This is a genomic window from Ramlibacter agri (assembly GCF_012927085.1).
Classification (GTDB): domain Bacteria; phylum Pseudomonadota; class Gammaproteobacteria; order Burkholderiales; family Burkholderiaceae_C; genus Ramlibacter; species Ramlibacter agri.
This window is the reverse complement of the sequence record NZ_JABBFX010000001.1, coordinates 172,259-190,852: the sequence shown is the minus strand read 5'-3', so window position 1 is coordinate 190,852 and position 18,594 is coordinate 172,259. Positions and strand designations below refer to the sequence as shown.

The window sequence follows — 18,594 nt, the reverse complement described above, 5'->3', positions numbered from 1 at the left end:
CCGCTCCTCAGGCCAGCGGCCCGGGCGCCTTCAGGTAGCGCGTGCGGATGGCGTCGGCGGCCCAATAGGCCAGCGCCGCGACGGTGCCGGTCGGGTTGTAGCCCGGGTTCTGCGGGAAGGCGCCGGAGCCGAGCACGAAGAGGTTCGAGACGTCCCAGCTTTGCAGGTAGCGGTTCACCACGCTGGTGGACGGGTCCGTGCCCATGACCGCGCCGCCGGTGTTGTGCGTGGTCTGGTAGGGCACGACGTCCCAGCTGCCCTGGCGCTTGTTGACTTTGATCTCGCGCGGCTTCATCGCCTTGGCCAGGTCGGTCGCCTTGTCCGTCAGGTAGTCGGACATCTTGTGCTCGTTGTCGGTGAAGTCGAAGGTCATGCGCAGCAGCGGGCGACCGTAGACGTCGCGGTAGGTCGGGTCCAGGTCCAGGTAGTTGCCACGATGGCTCATGACCGCGCCGTGCGTCACCACCGAAGTCGAGCGCAGGTAGTTCCTGGCGATCGCCTTCTTGAAGGCGCTGCCCCACTTGGGCGTGCCCTCGGGCGTGGCGTGCATCTCGATCGGCCGGCCGCCGGTCTGCACGATGCCGATGAAGCCGCCGCCGATGAAACCCAGGCCCGAGTGGTCGAAGTTGTCGCCGTTGAACTCGTCGATCAGCATGCCGTGCGCGCCGGCGCCGATGAAGGGGTTGAGCAGCTTGTCGTCGTAGAACACGTTGACCGAGGACGTGATCTGGTACGCGTAGTTGCGGCCCACGACGCCGGTGCCGGCCACCGGGTCGTAGGGCTTGCCGATGCCCGAGAGCAGCAGCAGCCGCACGTTGTGCAGGATGTAGGCCGTCAGCACGATCAGGTCGGCCGGCTGCTCGTATTCGCGCCCGGCAGCGTCGACGTAGGTCACGCTCACCGCGCGCTTGCCTGTGGAATCGAGGTTGATCTTCAGCACCTCGGATTCGGTGCGCAGCGTGAAGTTGGGCTTGCGCATCAGCACCGGCAGGATCGTGGTCTGTGCTGTCGCCTTGGAATAGTTGCCGCAGCCGAACTTCTCGCAGAAGCCGCAGTAGGTGCACGGGCCCAGCTGCACGCCCAGAGGATTCGTGTACGCCTGCGACATGTTGGCCGAAGGCTGCGGGAAGGGCTTGTAGCCCAGCGAGCGCGCGGCTTCGGCGAACAGCGTGGGCGGGTAGCTCATGGCCATGGGCGGGTTGGGGTAGGGCCGCGCGCGCGGTCCTTCGAAGGGGTTGCCGCCCGCCTGGATGGCGCCGCGCAGGTTGCCGGCCTGGCCCGAGATGCCGCAGATGTATTCGAAGCGGTCGTAATGCGGCTCGAGCTCGTCGTAGCTGACGCCCCAGTCCTGGATGGTCATGTCCTGCTGCAACTTGCCATAGCGCTGCAGGTTGTGGCTGTGCGCGACGAAGTCGCTGGGCAGGAAGCGCCAGGTCTGGCCGTTCCAGTGCACGCCCGCGCCGCCCACGTTGGAGCCGGGCAGGAAGGAGCCGAGCTGCCGCATCGGCAAGGCCGTCTGGCCGATGTTGTTGCGCACGGTCAGCGTCTCGTGCGAGAGCCGCTCGAACAGTTCGTGCCGGAAGTAGTAGCGCAGTTCGTCCTGCGCGAAGGTCGGCGCGAAGTCGGTCGGCGTGTCGCGCCAGGCGCCGCGCTCCAGCGCGAGCACGTTGAGTCCGGCATCGGTGAGTTCCTGGCCGAGGATGGCGCCGGTCCAGCCGAAGCCGACCAGCAACGCGTCGACTGGCGGCAGGCGTTCAGCCATTGCTGCCCTCCTTGCGCCAGGCCGGCCGCCCGCCCAGGCCCGTGGGCGGCAGCGGGAAGGCCTCGCCATGCTTGCCGACGTAGGCGGTGTAGTCGTAGTGCGCGCCGGGAAAGCCGATCAGCTTCCAGCCCGCCATGTCGCGGTTGCCACCGTAGACGGGATCGGACCAGAAGCCTTCCAGCGTGTTCTGCAGCAGCATGGTGAAGAAGGTCTTGGCATCGGCCGTCGGCAGTTGCGGCTTGCCGTCTTCCAGGTCCTTCAGCCAGCGGTCCTGCTCGGCGACGGCGAGCTTGGCGAAGCTCGCGGCCTTGCCTTCGTGTCCGACCGCGGCGTCGATCTCGCGGATGGCGGCGCGGTACAGGTTGGCCGGCGTCATCCGCGTCTGGTAGCCCTGTGTCTTCTCGCCCTTGGCCCACGGGCCCTGCATGTACCAGCGCTCGCCGCGGCCGAATTCGCCGGCGAGTTGGCGGTCGATGAAGACGGCGGCGCCGGCCTCGAGCGCGCCGGGGCCGAGTTCGTCGTGGGGAATGATGCGTGCGACGGCCGCTTCGACGAAGGCGGCTTCGGCGGCGGCCAGGAAGGCGTATTGGTTTCCCTGCGAGGCCTGCGTCGCGGCCGTGGGCTCGGCGGCGGTGCCTTCCTGCCAGGGCATGTCGCGGCGGATCAGCTGCGAGGCGGCGGTGGCTGCGACCGGGAGCACCGCGCCGGCGGAAAGGAGCCGGCGCCGCGTGATGCGGACCGGTGCGGAGTCTGTTGTCATGGGAATGCTTCCGCAGCGTGAATTGCGCTACGCAAGCATCCTAGGACGCGCGCTTCGTTTTGGGGCCTCGGTCTGGACGCATGTACAGCGTCCGGCGCGATGAATTTGTACGAATGCTTGGCTTCAGCGCGCGGCCTGCAGCCGGAAGATCGGCGAGGTCGCGCCCGACAGCCCGAGCTCCGCGGCGGCTGCCACCAGCGGCTGGCCCAGTTCGAGCATGCGCTGCGGTGTGAGCCGGATCAGCGGGCCGGCGATGGTGATGACGCCGATCGCGCCGGTCGCGCCGCGCCGCGTCACCGGCGCCGCCATCGCCGTCATGCCCGGCGCGTACTGCTCCACGATCATCGCGTAGCCGCGCTTGCGGTCCTCTTCCAGCACCTTCATCAATGCGCGGAAGGTCGTGGGCGCCTTCGGCCCGAACTCCTTGGCCGGGCCGAAGCCCTGGCGCGCGACGAGCTCGGTCGCGCGTTCATCGGACAGCGTCATCAGCCACGCATGGCCACCGGCGCTGCACGACAGGCGCACGTCGATGCCCATGTCGGGGTCGTAGCGCAGGCCGGAGCGCGCGCCCTGTGCCTTGGCGACGAAGGTGAGGCGATCGCCGTCGACGATGGCCAGCCGCACCAGCTCGCCCGAGACCTCGGCGAGCCGGTCGATGATCGGCTGCGCGATGTCGACGATGCCCGCGCCGCCGAGGAAGGCGAGGCCAACCGCGGGCAGCTTGCTGGTGAGCACATATTCACCGCGGTCGCGCAACTGCCGCACGTAGCCGATGGCCGTGAGTTCCGCCAGCAGGCGATGGCACGCGCTCTTGGGCAGGCCGATCTCGCCGGCGAGATCCGCCAGCGCGATGCCTTCGGGTTCGTGCGCGAGCGCCTCGACGATCCGGAAGGCGCGCTGCACGGTGCCGGTGGAAGTGTTCGTCATGTGAAATGCTGTTCCAGTTTGAAACGCCATTCTGTTGGCCTTCCTATGATGCCGCACCTCAAAACGCATTCAGGAGACAAACAGTGAAAGCAAACCTCCGCGGCATCGCCTTGGCCGCCACCCTTGTCCTCGCCGCCGGCTTCGCGCAGGCGCAGGACATCCAGCAGCGCGTCATCAAGTTCGGCCACTTGAACAACACGGACCACCCCGTGAGCATGGGCGTGCACAAGTTCGCCGAGCTGGTGGCCGCCAAGAGCGGCGGCAAGCTGAAGGTGCAGGAGTTCCCGTCCTCCACGCTGGGCAACGAGCTGCAGCAGCAGTCGGCGCTGCAGGGCGGCGTGCAGGAGATGTCGGCGCCGGCCACGACTTCGCTGGCGGGCATCGTCAAGGAGTTCGGCCTGGTCGACTTCCCCTTCACGGTGGCCAACTTCGCGCAGGCCGATGCGCTGCTCGATGGTCCGCTGGGCCAGGCGCTGATCGCCAAGCTGCCGGAAAAGGGCCTGGTCGCCCTGGGCTTCTGGGACCTGGGCTTCCGCAACGTCACCACCAGCAAGCACCCGATCACCCGCGCCGAGGACCTCGATGGCCTGAAGCTGCGCGTCATCCCGAACCCGGTGTTCCTCGACACCTTCAAGGCCTTCAAGGCGAACCCGGTGCCGATGCCTTTCGCTGAGCTGTACAACGCGCTGGAGTCCAAGGCGGTCGACGGCCAGGAGAACCCCTTCGCGGTGATCCTGTCGAACAAGTTCTACGAAGTGCAGAAGTACGTCAGCGCCACCAACCACGTCTACGCCGCCAACATCGTGCTGGTGAGCAAGAAGTTCTGGGACAAGCTGTCGCCCACCGAGAAGAAGATCCTCAGCGACGCCGCCATCGAGGCGCGCGCCTACCAGCGCCAGGTGAGCCGCGAAGCCGCGCGCAAGGCCGTCGGCGAGCTGGAAGCCAAGGGCATGAAGTACAACGAAGTCTCGCCCGCAGAACAGGCCCGCATGCGCCAGATCGCCAAGCCGGTGACCGACAAGTTCCTCGCGAGCTACGACCCCGCCATCGTCAAGCTCTACACCGAACAACTGTCGCAGCTGCAGAAGTGAAGATGACGCGCCTCCTCGTCCTGCACGGCCCGAACCTGAACCTGTTCGGCCGGCGCGAACCCCACATCTACGGCACCACCACGCTGGCGGAGATCAACGAGCGGCTGCAGAAGCTGGCCGGCGAGCTCGGCGTCGACCTGCACATCGTGCAGTCGAACCACGAGGGCACGCTGATCGACACCTTGCACGAGAACATCGACACCGCGCAGGGCGCGCTGGTGAACCCCGCGGGGCTCACGCAGTACGGCGTGCCGCTGCACGATGCGATCAAGGCGATGCCCTTCCCGGTGTTCGAGATCCACATGAGCAACATCGCCGCGCGCGAGCCCTGGCGCAGCCATTCGATCATCTCGCCGGCGGTCAAGGGCACGATCCAGGGCCTGGGCTGGCGCTCGTACACGGCGGGCCTGCGCGCCCTCGCCGAAATCGCGGCGGAGTCCAAGGCGTGAAGGCGCTCGCCAAACCCGCCGGCGAATTGGCCGGCGACCGCATCCTGCGCCTCTATTGCCGCGGCCTCGAGTACGTGGTGGCCGGCTGCCTGGTGGCCATGGTGCTGCTGGTGTTCGGCAACGTGGTGCTGCGCTACGCATTCAACTCCGGCATCGCGGTGTCGGAGGAGATCTCGCGCTGGCTGTTCGTGTGGCTCACCTTCCTGGGCGGCACCGTGGCCTTGCGCGAGCACGGCCACCTCGGCACGGAAGTGCTGGTGGGCCGGCTCGGCGTCACGGGCAAGAAGGTGTGCCTGGTCGTCGGCTACGTGCTGATGTTCTGGGTCTGCTGGCTGCTGTTCAGCGGTTCACTCGCGCAGGCGCGCATCAACTGGGACGTCTCGGCGCCCTCCAGCGGTGCGTCGATGGCCTGGTTCTACTCGGTCGGCGTCGTCTTCAGCGTGTCGGCCGCGGCCATCCTGGGCATGGACTTGTTCAAGCTGCTGACCGGCCGCGTGGCCGACGCAGACCTGATCATCGTGCGCGAGTCGGAGGAGCAGGCATGACCTTGTTCGTTTTCGTCGGCTCGCTGCTCGGCGCGATGGCGCTGGGCATCCCGATCTCCTTCGCGCTGCTGGTCTGCGGCGCGGCGCTGATGTGGCAGCTGGACATGATGGATGCGCAGATCCTGGCGCAGAACGTCATCAACGGCGCCGACAGCTACCCGCTGCTGGCCGTGCCCTTCTTCCTGCTGGCGGGCGAGGTGATGAACGTCGGCGGCCTGTCGCGGCGCATCGTGGACCTGGCCCTGGCGCTGGTCGGCCACATCAAGGGCGGCCTGGGCTACGTCACCATCGTCGCCGCCTGCCTGCTGGCCGCGCTCTCGGGTTCCGCCGTGGCCGATGCGGCCGCGCTGTCCACGCTGCTCTTGCCGATGATGGAACGCGCCGGCCACGACCGCGCGCGCTCCGCGGGGCTGATCGCCTCCGCCGGCATCATCGCGCCGGTGGTTCCGCCCAGCATCGGCTTCGTCGTGTTCGGCGTCGCCGCCAACGTGTCGATCTCCAAGCTGTTCTTCGCCGGCATCTTCCCCGGGATCATGCTGGCCGCGACCTTGTGGGTCACATGGGCCTGGCTGGTGCGCCGGGAGAACGTGGCATCGCCGCCGCGCAAGTCGGCCAAGGAACTGCTGCGCGCGCTGCGCGACGCCGCCTGGGCGCTGGTGCTGCCCTTCATCATCATCATCGGCCTGAAGATGGGCGTGTTCACGCCGACCGAAGCCGGCGTGGTGGCCGCGGTGTACGCGCTGGTGGTGGCGACGCTGGTCTACCGCGAGCTGAAGCCTTCGCAGCTGTTCGGCGTGCTGGTCGCAGCCGCGCGGACCAGTGCGGTGGTGATGTTCGTGGTGGCCGCGGCGGCGGTGAGTGCCTGGCTGATCACGGTGGCCAACATCCCGTCTCAGGTGGTCAGCCTGCTGCAGCCGCTGCTGGGCAACCAGACGCTGCTGATGATCGGCATCATGGTGCTGGTGATGATCGTGGGCACGGCGCTGGACATGACGCCGACCATCCTGATCCTGACGCCCGTGCTGATGCCGCTGGTGACGGCGGCCGGCATCGACCCGATCTACTTCGGCGTGCTGTTCATGATCAACAACGCGATCGGGCTGATCACGCCGCCGGTGGGCGTGGTGCTCAACACGGTGGCGGGCGTGGGCCGGGTCAGCATGGATGCGGTGACCAAGGGCGTGCTGCCCTTCATGCTGATGCAGTTCATCGTCATGTTCGCGATGGTGCTGTTCCCGAAGCTGGTCACCGTGCCCGCGCACTGGTTCTACAAGTAGCGGCGCCGGCCCGCGAGTTCGGGTCTAATCGCGGCCATGGTTCGCGAGGAAGAAGTCGAGTTCACCGCCATGCGCGCCCAGGGGCCGGGCGGGCAGAACGTCAACAAGGTGTCGAGCGCAGTGCATCTGCGCTTCGACATCCGTGCCTCGTCCCTGCCCGAATCCGTGAAGGAGCGCCTGCTCGCCATGCCGGGCCGGCGCGTCAGCAAGGACGGCATCCTGATCCTCAAGGCGCAGTCGGCGCGCAGCCAGGAGCAGAACCGCGCGCTGGCGCTGGCGCGCCTGGAGGCCCTGGTGGAAGAAGCCTCGCAGGTGCAGGCCGTGCGCAAGCCGACGAAGCCGACCTATGGCTCGAAGCGGCGCCGGCTCGAAGGCAAGTCGATCCGCTCCGAGCTGAAGGCCGGGCGCGGCAAGGTCCGCGAGTAGGGCCGCGAGTAGGGCATCAGGCCCGGCGCTTTTCCTTGGGCAGCAGCGCCGCGACCAGGCCCAGCAGCGGCAGCCAGGCGATGGTCTGGTACACGTAGTCGATGCTGGTGCGGTCCGCGAACACGCCCAGCACCGCCGCGCCCAGGCCGCCCATGCCGAAGGCGAAACCGAAGAACAGGCCGGACACCGTGCCCACCTTCCCCGGCATCAGTTCCTGCGCGTAGACCAGGATCGCCGAGAAGGCCGACGACAGCACCAGGCCGATGATGATGGTGAGCACCGTGGTCCAGAACAGGTCGGCGTGCGGCAGCAGCAGCGCGAACGGCGCCACGCCCAGGATCGACACCCAGATCACCGGCTTGCGGCCGATGCGGTCACCCACCGTGCCGCCGAAGATCGTGCCCAGGGCCGACGCGAACAGGAAGATGAACAGGTGCACCTGCGCGCTTTGCACCGACAGCCCGAAACGCTCGATCAGGTAGAAGGTGTAGAAGCTGCTGATGCCGGCGACGTAGAAGTACTTGGAGAAGATCAGCACCAGCAGCACGAGGACGGCGCCGATCACGACCCGGCGCGGGTACGGCGCGGCCGGCGCGGCTTTCGCACTGCGGCTGATGGCGACGTGGTGCGCCGAATACCAGCGGCTCACCTGCAGCAGCATCGCCGCGCCCACCAGGGCCGCCAGGCTGAACCAGGCCACGCTGCCCTGGCCGAAGGGCACGATGAAGGCCGCGGCCAGCAGCGGGCCGATGGCCGTGCCCATGTTGCCCCCCACCTGGAACAGCGACTGCGCCAGGCCGTGCCGGCCACCCGAGGCCAGGCGCGCGATGCGCGAGGACTCCGGATGGAAGATCGAGGAGCCCACGCCCACGAAGGCCGACGCCAGCAGCAGCATCGGGTAGTTCGGCGCAAAACCCAGCAGCAGCAGGCCGACGAGCGTGAAGAACATGCCCACTGGCAGCGAGTAGGGCCGCGGGCGCTTGTCGGTGACGAGGCCGATGAAGGGCTGCAGCAGCGACGCCGTCAGCTGGTAGGTCAGGGTGATGAAGCCGATCTGCGCGAAGCTGAGGGCGAAGTTGCCTTTGAGGATCGGGTACATCGCCACGATCAGCGACTGCATCATGTCGTTGACCATGTGCGAGGCGCTCAGCGCCCCCAGGATGCGGAAGGCGGGCCGGGCCTTCGCGGGCGCCGGGTCCGCGGCCGGCTGCGCGCCGCCGGGAGAGAGGGTCTGGGCTGAAGCGGTCATGGGGATTCTGGTTTTTGCAGCCAGAATCCTAGGCAGGCCGCGAGCGCCTGTCTCGCGCCATCCGACCAGGAACCTTCGCAAAAAGGACATGGTGTACCCGAGCCCCTCCCCGCCCGGCGCAAGTCCCGTCCTTGCGCGGCGGACGACCTACCCCGTCGGTTGGCACATCCCGCCGCACCTGCACGACCGCCACCAGCTGCTGTACGCGGACCGCGGCGTGATCGTGGTGCAGGCCGAAGCCGGCCGCTGGATCGTCCCGCCCACGCGCGGCATCTGGATGACCGCGGGCACGACGCACGAAATCCGCTGCGTCGGGGAAGTGCGCATGCACAGCCTGCTGATCGCCCCGAAGATCGCGCCGAAGCTGCTGGACCAGACCCAGGCCGTGGCGATCCCGCCCCTGCTGCGCGAGCTGCTGCGCGCCGCCATGGACGTCGCGCAGCCCTACCAGGCCGGCACGCGCGACGCCCGCCTGATGCGGCTGATCCTCGACGAGCTGCGGGCCTTGCCGGTGCTGCCGCTGCACCTGCACATGCCGGCGGACGCGCGCCTGCTTCGCATCTGCCACGCGCTGCAGGAGCAGCCGGACGACACCTCCACCCTCGGCGACTGGGCGAAGCGGCTGGCCATCGACGTCAAGACGGTGCAGCGCCTCTTCACCAGGGAAACCGGCATGACCTTCGGCCAGTGGCGGCAGCAGGCGCGGCTGCTGCGCGCGCTGGAACTGCTGGCGACCGGCGAGAGGGTCATCGACGTCGCGCTGGCGCTGGGCTACGACAGCCCCAGCGCGTTCGCGACGATGTTCCGCAAGAACTTCGGGCAGTCGCCGACGCAGTTCTTCGCGCCGGAGGCGGCGTAGCCGCAAAGCCGGCGGGGGTTCCGGCATGGCAGTTGCTTCATGCAACTGCGCTGGCATAGACTTCCGTCCATGCAGCGCAAGAGTTTCACCGGAATGAACTGTTCGATCGCCCGCTCCCTCGAGGAGGTCGGCGAGTGGTGGTCCCTGCTGATCGTCCGCGAGATGACGCAGGGCATGAACCGCTTCGACCAGTTCCAGAAGGAGCTGGGCATCGCCCGCAACATCCTCACGGCCCGCCTCGAGCGGCTGCAGGAGCTCGGGATCGTCGAGCGCTACCCGCTGCCGGACCGGGCCAACACCGACGGCTACCGCCTGACGCCCAAGGGCGAGGACCTGTACCCGGTCATCGTCGCGCTGATGCAGTGGGGCGACCGCTGGCTGGCCCACCGCGGCAAGCCGCCGACGGCGCTGGTCGAGGACAAGACGGGCCGCCCGATCGAGACCTTGTCGGTCCACGCCAAGGGCGGCAAGCCGCTGGGCTTCCGTGACGTTCGCTTCGCGCCCGGCCCCGGCGCGACCTCCAACACGCACGCCGTCATCGACGGCCGCAACGAGCGCGTCCTGGGCCGGATCCCGCCCCGCTGAGCTCACCTTGACCGTTCGTCCAGTCAGTTGCATGAAAAAACTGCTTCGCCTATAGTTGCATCACGCAACTGTGACGCGAAGAGGTGATGGGAATGGACAAGCGGCTTCTGGTGCTGGCGCTCGGGATGTTCGCGCTGGGGACGGATACCTTCGTGGTGGCCGGCGTGCTGCCGAAGATCGCGCAGAGCTTCCAGGTCGACATCGGCATCGCCGGGCAGTTGACGACGCTCTATGCGATTGCCTATGCGCTGCTGGCGCCGACGGTGGCGGCGATCGCCGCGCATGTCCCGCGCAAGCAGCTGATGCTGTCGGGGCTGGGCATCTTCGTGCTCGCCAACCTGGCGACGGCGCTGGCGCCCAGCTTCACGATCGCGCTGGTCTCCCGCGTGTTCGCCGGCCTCGGCGCGGCCATGTACGCGCCCACCGCAACGGGCACCGGCGCGACGATCGTCGCGCCCGAGCGCCGCGGCCAGGCGATCGCCATCATCGTCGCCGGCCTGACCGCGGCCACGGCGCTCGGCTCTCCCATCGGCACGGTGATCGGCGGATTGAGCGACTGGCGCTGGACGATGTATTTCGTCTCGGCGATCGGCCTCGCCGCGGGCCTGGGCATCCTGTCCCTGCTGCACGACGTGCCCCTGCCGCCCAAGGTCGCCCTGAAGGCGCGCCTGGCCCCCTTGCAGGATGCGCGCGTGGGCTGGACCCTGCTCACCACCTTCCTGGGCATGGCCGGCAACTTCCTGGTCTACATCTACTTCTCCGTGGTCTTCGACCGCGTGCTGGCCAACGCCTTCGTGTTCGGCGCGCTGCTGGTGGTCTGGGGCACCAGCGGCACCGTGACGAACATCGCCCTCGCCCGCGTCCTCGACAAGGTCAGTGCGACCAAGCTGATGTTCGTGGTGCTGGTGGTACAGGCGGCCACGATGGCCGTCCTGCCGTGGGCCAGCGCCTGGCTCTGGTCGGCTGCGCTCGCCGTCGCCGTGTGGGGCGCGACCGGCTGGGGCATCCAGGGGCCGCAGCAATACCGGCTGGTCACCGTGGCGCCCGCCATCGCACCCATCGTGCTCGGGCTGAACACTGCTGCGACCTACCTGGGCGTGACGACGGCCGGCGTGCTCGGCGCGGTCGGGATCCACCTGCTCGGCGCGCACCAATTGGGCTTCCTCAGCGTCGGCGTCTTCGTGCTCGCCATCCTCAGCTCGCAAAAGGCGGGCGCTGCCATCCGCCGCTCGGCTAGTCCCGATGTGCCAGGTAACGTGCGGCCAGCGCCGCCCAGAAGCGCGCAGCCGGCGCGATGATGTCGTCGTTGAAGTCGTAGCCGGGGTTGTGCACGGCGCAGGCGCCCGGCGTGCCCGGGCTGCCGTTGCCCACCAGCACGTAGCAGCCCGGCACCTTCTCCAGCATGAAGGCAAAGTCCTCGCTGGCGGTCAGCGGCGCGGCATCCGTGTTCACGCGCTCCCGGCCGAACAGGTCCAGCGCCACCTGGGCGGCGAAACCCGTTTCCGGCTGCGTGTTCACCAGCACCGGATAGCCGTCGCGCCAATCGATCTCCGCCGTCACGCCGAAACTCGCGGCCTGCAGGCGCGCGAGCTCGCAGATGCGCTCCTTCAACAGCAGCCGCACCGCGCGGTCCAGGGCGCGCACGCTCAGCTCCAGCACGGCCTGCTCGGGGATCACGTTGTTGGCCGTGCCGGCGTGGAAGCTGCCCACGGTCACCACCGCGCTGTGCAGTGGATCGACGTTGCGCGCCACCACCGTCTGCAAGGCCGAGACCAGGGCCGCGCCTGCAACGATGGGGTCCGCCGCCGCTTGCGGCATGGCCCCGTGGCCGCCGACGCCGCGCAGAGTGATGGTGACGTTGTCGCTCGAGGCCATGGCCGGCCCGCTGCGGAAGTGGAAGTGCCCAGCCGGCAGCCCGGGGATGTTGTGCAGCGCGAACACCGCGTCGCAAGGGAAGCGCTCGAACAGGCCGTCCCGCATCATGCGCGGCGCGCCACCGGCGCCTTCCTCGGCGGGCTGGAAGATCAGGTTCAGCGTGCCGTCGAACTCGACTTCTTCCGCGATCAACCGGGCCGCGGCCAGCAAGGTGGCCGTGTGGCCGTCATGCCCGCAGGCGTGCATCACGCCCGGCGTGCGGCTCCCCCAGTCGCGGCCCGGGTGTTCGGTGACCAGCAGCGCGTCCATGTCGGCGCGGATGCCCAGGGATCTGGCACCGCGGCCGCGGCGCAGGCGTCCCACCACGCCGGTGCCGCCGATGCCTGCGGCCACCTCGTAGCCCCATTCCGCCAGCTTGCCCGCGACGAGCGCCGCCGTGCGGTGTTCGCCGAAAGCGAGTTCCGGGTGCGCGTGGATGTCGCGGCGGATGCGGATGAATTCGCCCAGCCGCGGCAACAGCGCGTCGCCGAGGTAGCCGCCCTCGATGGCACCCATCACTGGGGTTGCAGGTTCATCGCCTTCGCGATGGCGCGGTACTTGGCCGCATTGTCCTCATAGAGCCTGGCCAGCGCCGGCAGCGGCTGCGGGCGCGGCACCACCATCGCCTGCGCTTCCAGCGCCTCGCGGATGGCGGGGTCGTTCGCCACTTCGCCCAGCGCCTTGTGCAACGCCTGCACCACCGGCTCCGGCGTGTCCTTGCGCACGAAGTAGCCGGCCCAGGTGTCGAACACGAAACCCTTCAGCGCCGGCGTGTCCTGCAGCGGCGGCACGTTCTTCAGCAGCTGCTGGCGGTCGGCGGAGAGCACGGCCACGGCCTTCAGCTTGCCCTGGTCGATCATCGCGACCTGGCCGGTGCCATAGGGCGTGATGAAGATGTCGACCTGGCCGCCCATCAGGTCCTGCAGGGCCGGCGCGCTGCCCTTGTACGGCACGTGCGTCATCGGGATGCCGGTCAGCTTGGACAGGTGCTCGCCCAGCAGGTGGTACATGGAGCCGGCGCCGACACTGGCGTAGGTCATCGGCTTGCCCTCCGCCGCGGCCTTGCGGGCGTAGGCGAGCAGCTCGTCGCCGTTGCTGGCCGGCAGGTCCTTGCGGGCGAACACCGCCAGCGGGTTGATCGAGATCATCTGCACCAGGCGGAAGTCCTCGCTGCGGTACTTGAGCGCCGCGTTGGACATGGGCGCCAGCACCAGCTCGTTGGGCGAACCCTGGAACACCATGTGGCCGTCCGCCGGCGCGGACAGCACCTTCTGCGCCGCGATGCCGCCGCTGGCGCCGCCCAGGTTGTCGACGATCACGGTCTGCCCCAGCTGCTTCGACAGCGTGCTGCTGATCGTGCGGGCGATCACGTCCGAAACCCCGCCGGCGGGGTAGGGGACCATCAGCGTCACCGGTCGGCCCGGCAAGGACTGCGCGAAGGAGAGGCCGGCGAGGGTGAGGCCGGCGAAGGCGGCCGCCGCGCGGCCCAGGACGAGGCGTTTGCTGGGGTTCATCGTCCGATGCTAGGAGTGGGCCCTGCATGTGTCCAATGCATTATTTTCCGGATAATGATTCGAGGAGCTCATTCATGCACATCCGCCACCTCGAGCATTTCCTGGCCGTCGCCGAGAGCGGCTCGTTCAGCCGCGCGGCCGAAAAGCTGTTCCTCACGCAGTCGGCCCTGAGCCGCAGCATCCAGGCGCTGGAAATGGAGATCGACGGCAAGCTGCTGGATCGCATCGGCAAGCGCAACGAGCTGACGCCGCTCGGGCGCCACTTCGTCGAGCGCGCCAGCCGCATCGTGCTGGAGGCTTCCGAGCTGAAGCGGGCCACCGAGCTGATGCGCAATGCGGACGCAGGCGCGATGCGCATCGGTCTCGGCTCGGGGCCAGGCGCGATCCTGATGGTGCCGCTGCTCAGCGAAATGGCGGTGCACCACCCGAAGGTGCGCGTGCGCCTGGTGCGCGGGCCGACCGAGCTGCAATTGGTCCACCTGCGCGAGCGGCAGCTCGATGCGCTGGTGGTCGACATGCGCGTGCTGTCGCCGGACGAGGACCTCAGCATCGAGCCGGTGGCGGAGATGGCCGGCGGCTGGATCGTGCGGGCCGGGCACCCGCTGCTGGCGCGGCAGTCGGTGACGCTCGCGGACGTGCAGCGCTACCCGATCGCCTCCACGCCGCTGTCGACTGAAGTGGCCCGGGTGCTGATGGACCAGTACGGCGCCGCCGCCAACCCTGCACGGCTGCTGACGATGGAAAGCGAGGACGTGCGCGGGATGCTCGACGTCGTCGAGCGCACCGACACGATCCTGCTGGGCGTGCTGGCCACGGCGCGCGAGCGGCTGGCGGCGGGGGCGCTGGAAATCCTGCCGGTGCGGCCCGCCCTCAAGGCGACGGCGCGCTTCGCCTACGTCACCTTGAAAGGCCGCAGCGAGGCTCCGGTGATGTCGCTGTTCCGCGAGTTCGTGGCGCAGCGGATGGTGGACTGAGGCCCGCGCGGCCTCAGTGCCGGCCGGATCGCTCCGCCTGGCGCGCCAGCACCCATTGCAGCTTGCCGATGTCGATGGGCTTGCCGAGGAATTCGTCCATGCCCGCCTCCAGGCAGCGCTCGCGGGCGCCGTCGACCACGGTGGCGGTGACGGCCACGATCAGCGAGCGGCAACCCGCTTCGCGCAGCCGGCGCGTCGCCTCGTAGCCATCCATCACCGGCATCTGGCAGTCCATCAGCACCAGGCCGTATTCGCGCTGCGCCGCCATGCGGACGGCTTCGCTGCCGTCGTTGGCGACGTCGATGTCCTCGCAGCCCAGTTTCTGCAGCAGCTTGACGGCGACCACCTGGTTGATCGGGTTGTCGTCCACGACCAGCACGCGCGGCTTGCCGGCTTTCGCCGGCAGCCCCAGGCCCAGCCGCACGAGCTGCGTGATGTCGTGCAGCACGCCGGTCACGGCAACCAGGCGGCCGTCCTCGTACTGCGGCTCGCCAACGGAGCGGACCCAGAGCTCGCGTCCCTTGGCCGTGCGCATCGGCAGGCGCAGGTCCCAGGACTGGCCGCTGGCGATCGACTGCCGCACGGCGTCCTCCAGCTGCATGCGCGCCCCGGCGGAAAAGTACTTCACGTGCTCGTCGCCGCGCGGCACGTAGTCGTCCGGCAGTTCGTGGATGCGCCGCATGTTGCTGGTCCACTGCAGTTCACGCGTGCGGATGTCGAAGCGCCAGCAGCCGACGCCGGCGATGGCCTCGGCGCGCGCCAGGAAGGCGTTGGCGGACTCCAGGCGCTCCAGCTTGCTGGCCGAAGGCGTCACGTCCACCAGCGACACCGTGTAGCCGCGCAGCTTGCCGACGTGCGAGGCCAGCGGCGCGGCGCGCAGGCGCACATGCGTCATCGGGCCATCCAGCCGCTCGACGCGCAGGATGCGCTCGATGCCGAGCGTGTCGTAGGGGCGGTGCCACATCGCGCTGGCGGTCGCCTGGTCCAGCGGATGCACCGCCTGCATCCAGCCGGTGCCCAGCGGGTCGACGACGTCCAGCAGGCGCACGCACTCCGCATTGGCGTAGCTGCAGTGGCCCTGGGCGTCCACCTGCATCAGGCCCGCCGGGCAGGTCTCGGCGAGCTCCCGGAAATCCAGCGCGTTCTCCGTCTTGTCCGCGATGCCCATGCTGCGTCCTTCCTGGCGGCGGACTGGCGCCTTTGCCAGCCTGCATGCCAGGCGGATGTTATCGGCAAAGCCCGCGGCGCGGGAGGGGATTCAGTTCCGCCAGGATTTCCGGTCCCGCCGGAAGCCCTGCGCGACGAACTCGCCGGCCTGGATCGGCTCGTACGCGGTGTCGCCGCCGCCCGGGATGTCCGCCGGGTCCACCTTGGCGAAGTAATCGAGGTGGTGGAACTGCGGGATCGAGAAGCGCTCGTTGCCGGAGATGTTGACCACGCGGTGGACGGCGGAGCGGAAGCGGCCGTTGGTCCAGCGCGTGAGCAGGTCGCCGACGTTGATGATCAGCGCGCCCGGGCGCGGCGGCGCGTCTATCCAGTCGCCCGAGGTGGACTGCACGTGCAGGCCGCCGTTGGCGTCGTTCAACAGCAGCGTGATCAGGCCCTTGTCGGTATGGGCTCGCGCGCCTATGCCTTCTTCCAGCGCCGGCGGCTGCGGCGGGTAGTGCACCAGCCGCATGTTCGTGAAAGGCTGTTCGCAGCGCGCCACGAAGAAATTGGTATCAAGATCCAGCGACTCGGCCATGGCGCGCAGCACCTGCTGGCCGCACTGCAGCATGGAGAAGTAGAGGTTCTCCACGCGCCAGCGGAAACCGGGGTCCTGCGGCCAGGCGTTGCGCGAGTAGAACGGGATCTCCGCCAGCTGCGCGAGGGCTGCCTCGTCCAGCGGATAGCCCATGTCGAAGGACTCCTTGACGTCGGGCGCCTCGCCTTCGCGCTGGGTGTCGAACATCGGCTGGTAGCCGCGGTTCTGCCGGCCGGTGGTGGCCTTGCAGGCCACGCGCTGCTCCACCGGCAGCGCGAAGAATTCCTGCGCGGCGGCGAAGCCGTTCGTGATCACGTCTGCCGGGATGCCGTGCTGGTCCAGGTAGAAGAAGCCGTAGTTGCGGCAGGCCTGGTTGATCTGCCGCGCGACCGCGGCGCGTTCTTCCGCCGCGCCATAGCGGTAGCGGGAGAAGTCGATGGCGGGAATGGTCTCGGGCGACATCACGCGGCAAAGATCATGCGGGCCGGGGCGGCGGGCAGGTGCTTCATGTCCACCAGGTCGGCGGCCTTGGGCACGCTCTTGAACTCCAGCACCTTGGCCAGGGCGTCGATGCCGTGCTGGTAGCGGTCCAGGTCGAACTGGCCGATGCCGTTCTTGCGCACCGCGGCCGTGCCGATCTCGTCTTCCAGGATGATGCGCAGGCGCTGCAGCTCGATCGCGTCCACCGCCAGCGGCTCGTGCGCCTTCAGCAGGGCCACGGCGCCGTTGCGGTCCATCAGGGCGTCCTTGTAGCCGCGCGTCAGCGCGCGCAGGTAGCCGGCCACCGCGTTCGGCTGCTCGCGCAGGAAGGTCGGCGTCGCCATCACGGCGTTGCCGTACAGCGGCACGCCGTAGTCGGAGAAACGCATCGTCGCGATGTCTTCCGGCTTCACGCCCAGGCGCTGCAGCGACATCAGGCCGGAGGCGATGTAGCCGGAGATGGCGTCCACCTGGCCGCGGGCCAACATGGACTCGCGCAGTGCGGCGTCCACCGTCTGCCATTTCACGTCGTTGGGGCCGAGGCCATTGGCGCTGGCGAACAGCGGGAAGATGCGGCGCGCACCATCGGTGATGGGCGCGGCCAGCGTCTTGCCCTTGAGGTCGGCGGGCTTGGCGATCGCGCTCTTCTTCAGCGAGAACACCGCGGCCGGCGTGGTTTCGTACAGGACCATCACGGCCTTGGCCGGGACCTGGCCGTTGTTGGCGGCGAATTCCGCCAGCGAGCTCATGTCGCCGGTGCCCATGTCGAAGTTGCCGGTGGTCAGCCGGTTCACCGTGGCGGCCGCGCCGATGCCGACGGTGAGGCTGACGTCCAGGCCTTCCGCCGCGAAGTAGCCCTTGCGCAGGGCGACGATGTGGGGAATGGTGCCGGCCTCGAAGCGCCAGTCCAGCTGGTAGCGGACCTTGGTGAGCGGGGCCTGGGCGAGGGCGGGCAGGCCGACGGCCGCGGCGGCGGCCAGGCCGGCGGAGAACTGCCGGCGGGAAAGCGTGTGGACTCGAGACATGGTTTGGGTTTCGGGGACTTTGATCCCGGTCAAATCTAGAAGAGCCCGCAAGCCCGCACAAGCAACAAAAACGCTGTCCTGCGTTTACCTGGAAGCAACGCTGGCCTGGCCGGCGTAGGCGTTGAAGCGGTGTTCCAGCAGCTCCAGCAGCAAGGCGGCGGCGGGCGTCAGCGGGCGGTCCGCGCGCACCATCAGGGCCAGCGGCATCGTGGAGACGCCGCGGTCGGAAATGGGGATGTGGGCCAGCGTGCCGTTGGCCAGCTCCTGCTGCACCGTCACCCGCGTCATCACCGAGATGCCGGCGCGCGCGACCAGCAGCGACACGATGGTGGCGATGGAGTTCGACTCGACGAAGGGCGCGACCCGGCGGCCGGTGCCGCGGGCTGCGTCCTCCAGCGTGCGGCGCAAGGCCATGTCCTGCGACTGCAGGACCAGCGGGTAGGTCAGGCACTCGGCCAGCCGCATCGCCTTGCGCCCGGCCAGCTCGTGGTCGGTCGCGACCACCACGCCGATCGGCACCGGGTAGACGCGCACGGTCCGCACGGGCGTCGAGGCCGGCGGCGCCCAGCACAGGCCGATGTCGATCTCGCCCTTGAGGATGCGGTCGATGATCTCCGGCGAGTTGCCGGTGTGGATCGTGTACGCGAAGCCGGGGTGGTCGCGCGTCACGTCCACGATCAGTTCGGGCACGAAATGCGAACTCATGTACTGCAGCACGCCGATGCCCACGTGGCCGCGCCGCATGCCCTTCAGCGCATCGACCTGCGCCAGCGCGGAGCCGAACTCGCGCTGCATGCGCTGGATCTGCGCCAGCATCATCTCGCCGGCGGCGGTGAGGCGCACGCCGCGCGGCAGGCGGTCGAACAGCGGCGCGCCCAGCTGCTCCTCGAACAGCGCGATCTGCCGGGTGACGGCCGAGGGCGAGACATGCAGGCGCTCCGCCGCGCGCCGCACCGACTTGTTGAGGGCGACCTGCTCGAAATAGCGGACCTGCAAGGAGAACGGCTGCATGG

At 68.9% G+C, this 18,594-nt stretch carries 19 protein-coding genes; 9 read left to right on the top strand and 10 right to left on the bottom strand.

From position 1 onward, the window contains the following. Positions 1-7: 7 nt before the first annotated feature. The 3 genes from HHL11_RS00970 to HHL11_RS00960 all read right to left on the bottom strand — a co-directional run bounded on the left by HHL11_RS00970 (position 8) and on the right by HHL11_RS00960 (position 3,449). Positions 8-1,762: a GMC family oxidoreductase gene (locus HHL11_RS00970; protein ID WP_169416517.1), complete on the bottom strand. Its 1,755-nt coding sequence runs from the start codon at positions 1,760-1,762 to the stop codon at positions 8-10. Next, positions 1,755-2,522 carry a gluconate 2-dehydrogenase subunit 3 family protein gene (locus tag HHL11_RS00965; RefSeq protein ID WP_169416516.1) on the bottom strand — a complete coding sequence of 256 codons (768 nt, stop codon included), beginning with the start codon at positions 2,520-2,522 and terminating at the stop codon, positions 1,755-1,757. The genes HHL11_RS00970 and HHL11_RS00965 overlap by 8 nt, the downstream gene beginning before the upstream one ends. 123 nt (positions 2,523-2,645) lie before the next feature. After that, positions 2,646-3,449, bottom strand: coding sequence for an IclR family transcriptional regulator (locus HHL11_RS00960; RefSeq protein WP_169416515.1), 804 nt, complete (start codon positions 3,447-3,449; stop codon positions 2,646-2,648). An 83-nt stretch (positions 3,450-3,532) separates the two neighbouring features. On the opposite strand from HHL11_RS00960, the gene HHL11_RS00955 reads away from it, so the two are divergent. Genes HHL11_RS00955 through arfB form a run of 5 tightly spaced genes read left to right on the top strand, consistent with a single transcriptional unit; the run spans position 3,533 to position 7,237 of the window. Next, a complete protein-coding gene (locus HHL11_RS00955) occupies positions 3,533-4,540 on the top strand; it encodes a TRAP transporter substrate-binding protein (RefSeq protein WP_425355178.1) in 1,008 nt (335 codons plus the stop codon). 2 nt (positions 4,541-4,542) lie between these two features. Next, positions 4,543-4,989: a type II 3-dehydroquinate dehydratase gene (locus HHL11_RS00950; RefSeq protein WP_169416513.1), complete on the top strand. Its 447-nt coding sequence runs from the start codon at positions 4,543-4,545 to the stop codon at positions 4,987-4,989. Next, complete coding sequence (locus HHL11_RS00945; RefSeq protein ID WP_342593152.1) at positions 4,986-5,534, top strand: TRAP transporter small permease; 549 nt, start codon at positions 4,986-4,988, stop codon at positions 5,532-5,534. The genes HHL11_RS00950 and HHL11_RS00945 overlap by 4 nt, the downstream gene beginning before the upstream one ends. Beyond that, on the top strand, positions 5,531-6,811 hold the full coding sequence (locus tag HHL11_RS00940) for a TRAP transporter large permease subunit (RefSeq protein ID WP_169416512.1): 1,281 nt from the start codon (positions 5,531-5,533) through the stop codon (positions 6,809-6,811). The genes HHL11_RS00945 and HHL11_RS00940 overlap by 4 nt, the downstream gene beginning before the upstream one ends. A gap of 36 nt (positions 6,812-6,847) precedes the next feature. Next, on the top strand, positions 6,848-7,237 hold the full coding sequence (gene arfB / locus HHL11_RS00935) for an alternative ribosome rescue aminoacyl-tRNA hydrolase ArfB (RefSeq protein ID WP_169416511.1): 390 nt from the start codon (positions 6,848-6,850) through the stop codon (positions 7,235-7,237). A gap of 16 nt (positions 7,238-7,253) precedes the next feature. Here the strand turns inward: arfB and HHL11_RS00930 are convergent, their stop codons facing one another. Then, entirely contained in the window at positions 7,254-8,486 is a 1,233-nt protein-coding gene (locus HHL11_RS00930; protein ID WP_169416510.1) for an MFS transporter, read from the bottom strand. A gap of 88 nt (positions 8,487-8,574) precedes the next feature. Here HHL11_RS00930 and HHL11_RS00925 point away from each other — a divergent pair, with 88 nt between their 5' ends. From HHL11_RS00925 to HHL11_RS00915, 3 genes are all read left to right on the top strand, one after another. After that, a complete protein-coding gene (locus HHL11_RS00925) occupies positions 8,575-9,345 on the top strand; it encodes an AraC family transcriptional regulator (protein ID WP_240979978.1) in 771 nt (256 codons plus the stop codon). 69 nt (positions 9,346-9,414) lie between these two features. Further along, positions 9,415-9,930, top strand: coding sequence for a winged helix-turn-helix transcriptional regulator (locus HHL11_RS00920; protein ID WP_169416508.1), 516 nt, complete (start codon positions 9,415-9,417; stop codon positions 9,928-9,930). 92 nt (positions 9,931-10,022) lie between these two features. Beyond that, positions 10,023-11,228, top strand: coding sequence for an MFS transporter (locus HHL11_RS00915; protein ID WP_240979977.1), 1,206 nt, complete (start codon positions 10,023-10,025; stop codon positions 11,226-11,228). Here HHL11_RS00915 and HHL11_RS00910 read toward each other — a convergent pair. Together HHL11_RS00910 and HHL11_RS00905 are read right to left on the bottom strand one after the other, a co-directional pair. Continuing rightward, positions 11,164-12,360 (bottom strand): M20 aminoacylase family protein, encoded by a 1,197-nt coding sequence (locus tag HHL11_RS00910; RefSeq protein WP_169416507.1) that lies wholly within the window; start codon positions 12,358-12,360, stop codon positions 11,164-11,166. The genes HHL11_RS00915 and HHL11_RS00910 overlap by 65 nt on opposite strands. Beyond that, positions 12,360-13,358 carry a Bug family tripartite tricarboxylate transporter substrate binding protein gene (locus HHL11_RS00905; RefSeq protein ID WP_169416506.1) on the bottom strand — a complete coding sequence of 333 codons (999 nt, stop codon included), beginning with the start codon at positions 13,356-13,358 and terminating at the stop codon, positions 12,360-12,362. The genes HHL11_RS00910 and HHL11_RS00905 overlap by 1 nt, the downstream gene beginning before the upstream one ends. A gap of 74 nt (positions 13,359-13,432) precedes the next feature. On the opposite strand from HHL11_RS00905, the gene HHL11_RS00900 reads away from it, so the two are divergent. Beyond that, positions 13,433-14,332 (top strand): LysR family transcriptional regulator, encoded by a 900-nt coding sequence (locus tag HHL11_RS00900; RefSeq protein WP_169416505.1) that lies wholly within the window; start codon positions 13,433-13,435, stop codon positions 14,330-14,332. 13 nt (positions 14,333-14,345) lie between these two features. Here the strand turns inward: HHL11_RS00900 and HHL11_RS00895 are convergent, their stop codons facing one another. The 4 genes from HHL11_RS00895 to HHL11_RS00880 form a co-directional block, all read right to left on the bottom strand. Next, the gene (locus HHL11_RS00895) at positions 14,346-15,500 is read right to left on the bottom strand and encodes a response regulator (RefSeq protein ID WP_169416504.1); all 1,155 of its coding nucleotides are present in this window, start codon (positions 15,498-15,500) and stop codon (positions 14,346-14,348) included. Between the two features lie 90 nt (positions 15,501-15,590). Then, positions 15,591-16,538 carry an isopenicillin N synthase family dioxygenase gene (locus HHL11_RS00890; protein ID WP_169416503.1) on the bottom strand — a complete coding sequence of 316 codons (948 nt, stop codon included), beginning with the start codon at positions 16,536-16,538 and terminating at the stop codon, positions 15,591-15,593. Further along, positions 16,538-17,581, bottom strand: a complete 1,044-nt coding sequence (locus HHL11_RS00885; RefSeq protein WP_169416502.1) for an ABC transporter substrate-binding protein — start codon at positions 17,579-17,581, stop codon at positions 16,538-16,540. The genes HHL11_RS00890 and HHL11_RS00885 overlap by 1 nt, the downstream gene beginning before the upstream one ends. An 84-nt stretch (positions 17,582-17,665) precedes the next feature. Continuing rightward, positions 17,666-18,592 (bottom strand): LysR family transcriptional regulator, encoded by a 927-nt coding sequence (locus HHL11_RS00880; RefSeq protein ID WP_169416501.1) that lies wholly within the window; start codon positions 18,590-18,592, stop codon positions 17,666-17,668. Positions 18,593-18,594: the final 2 nt, after the last annotated feature.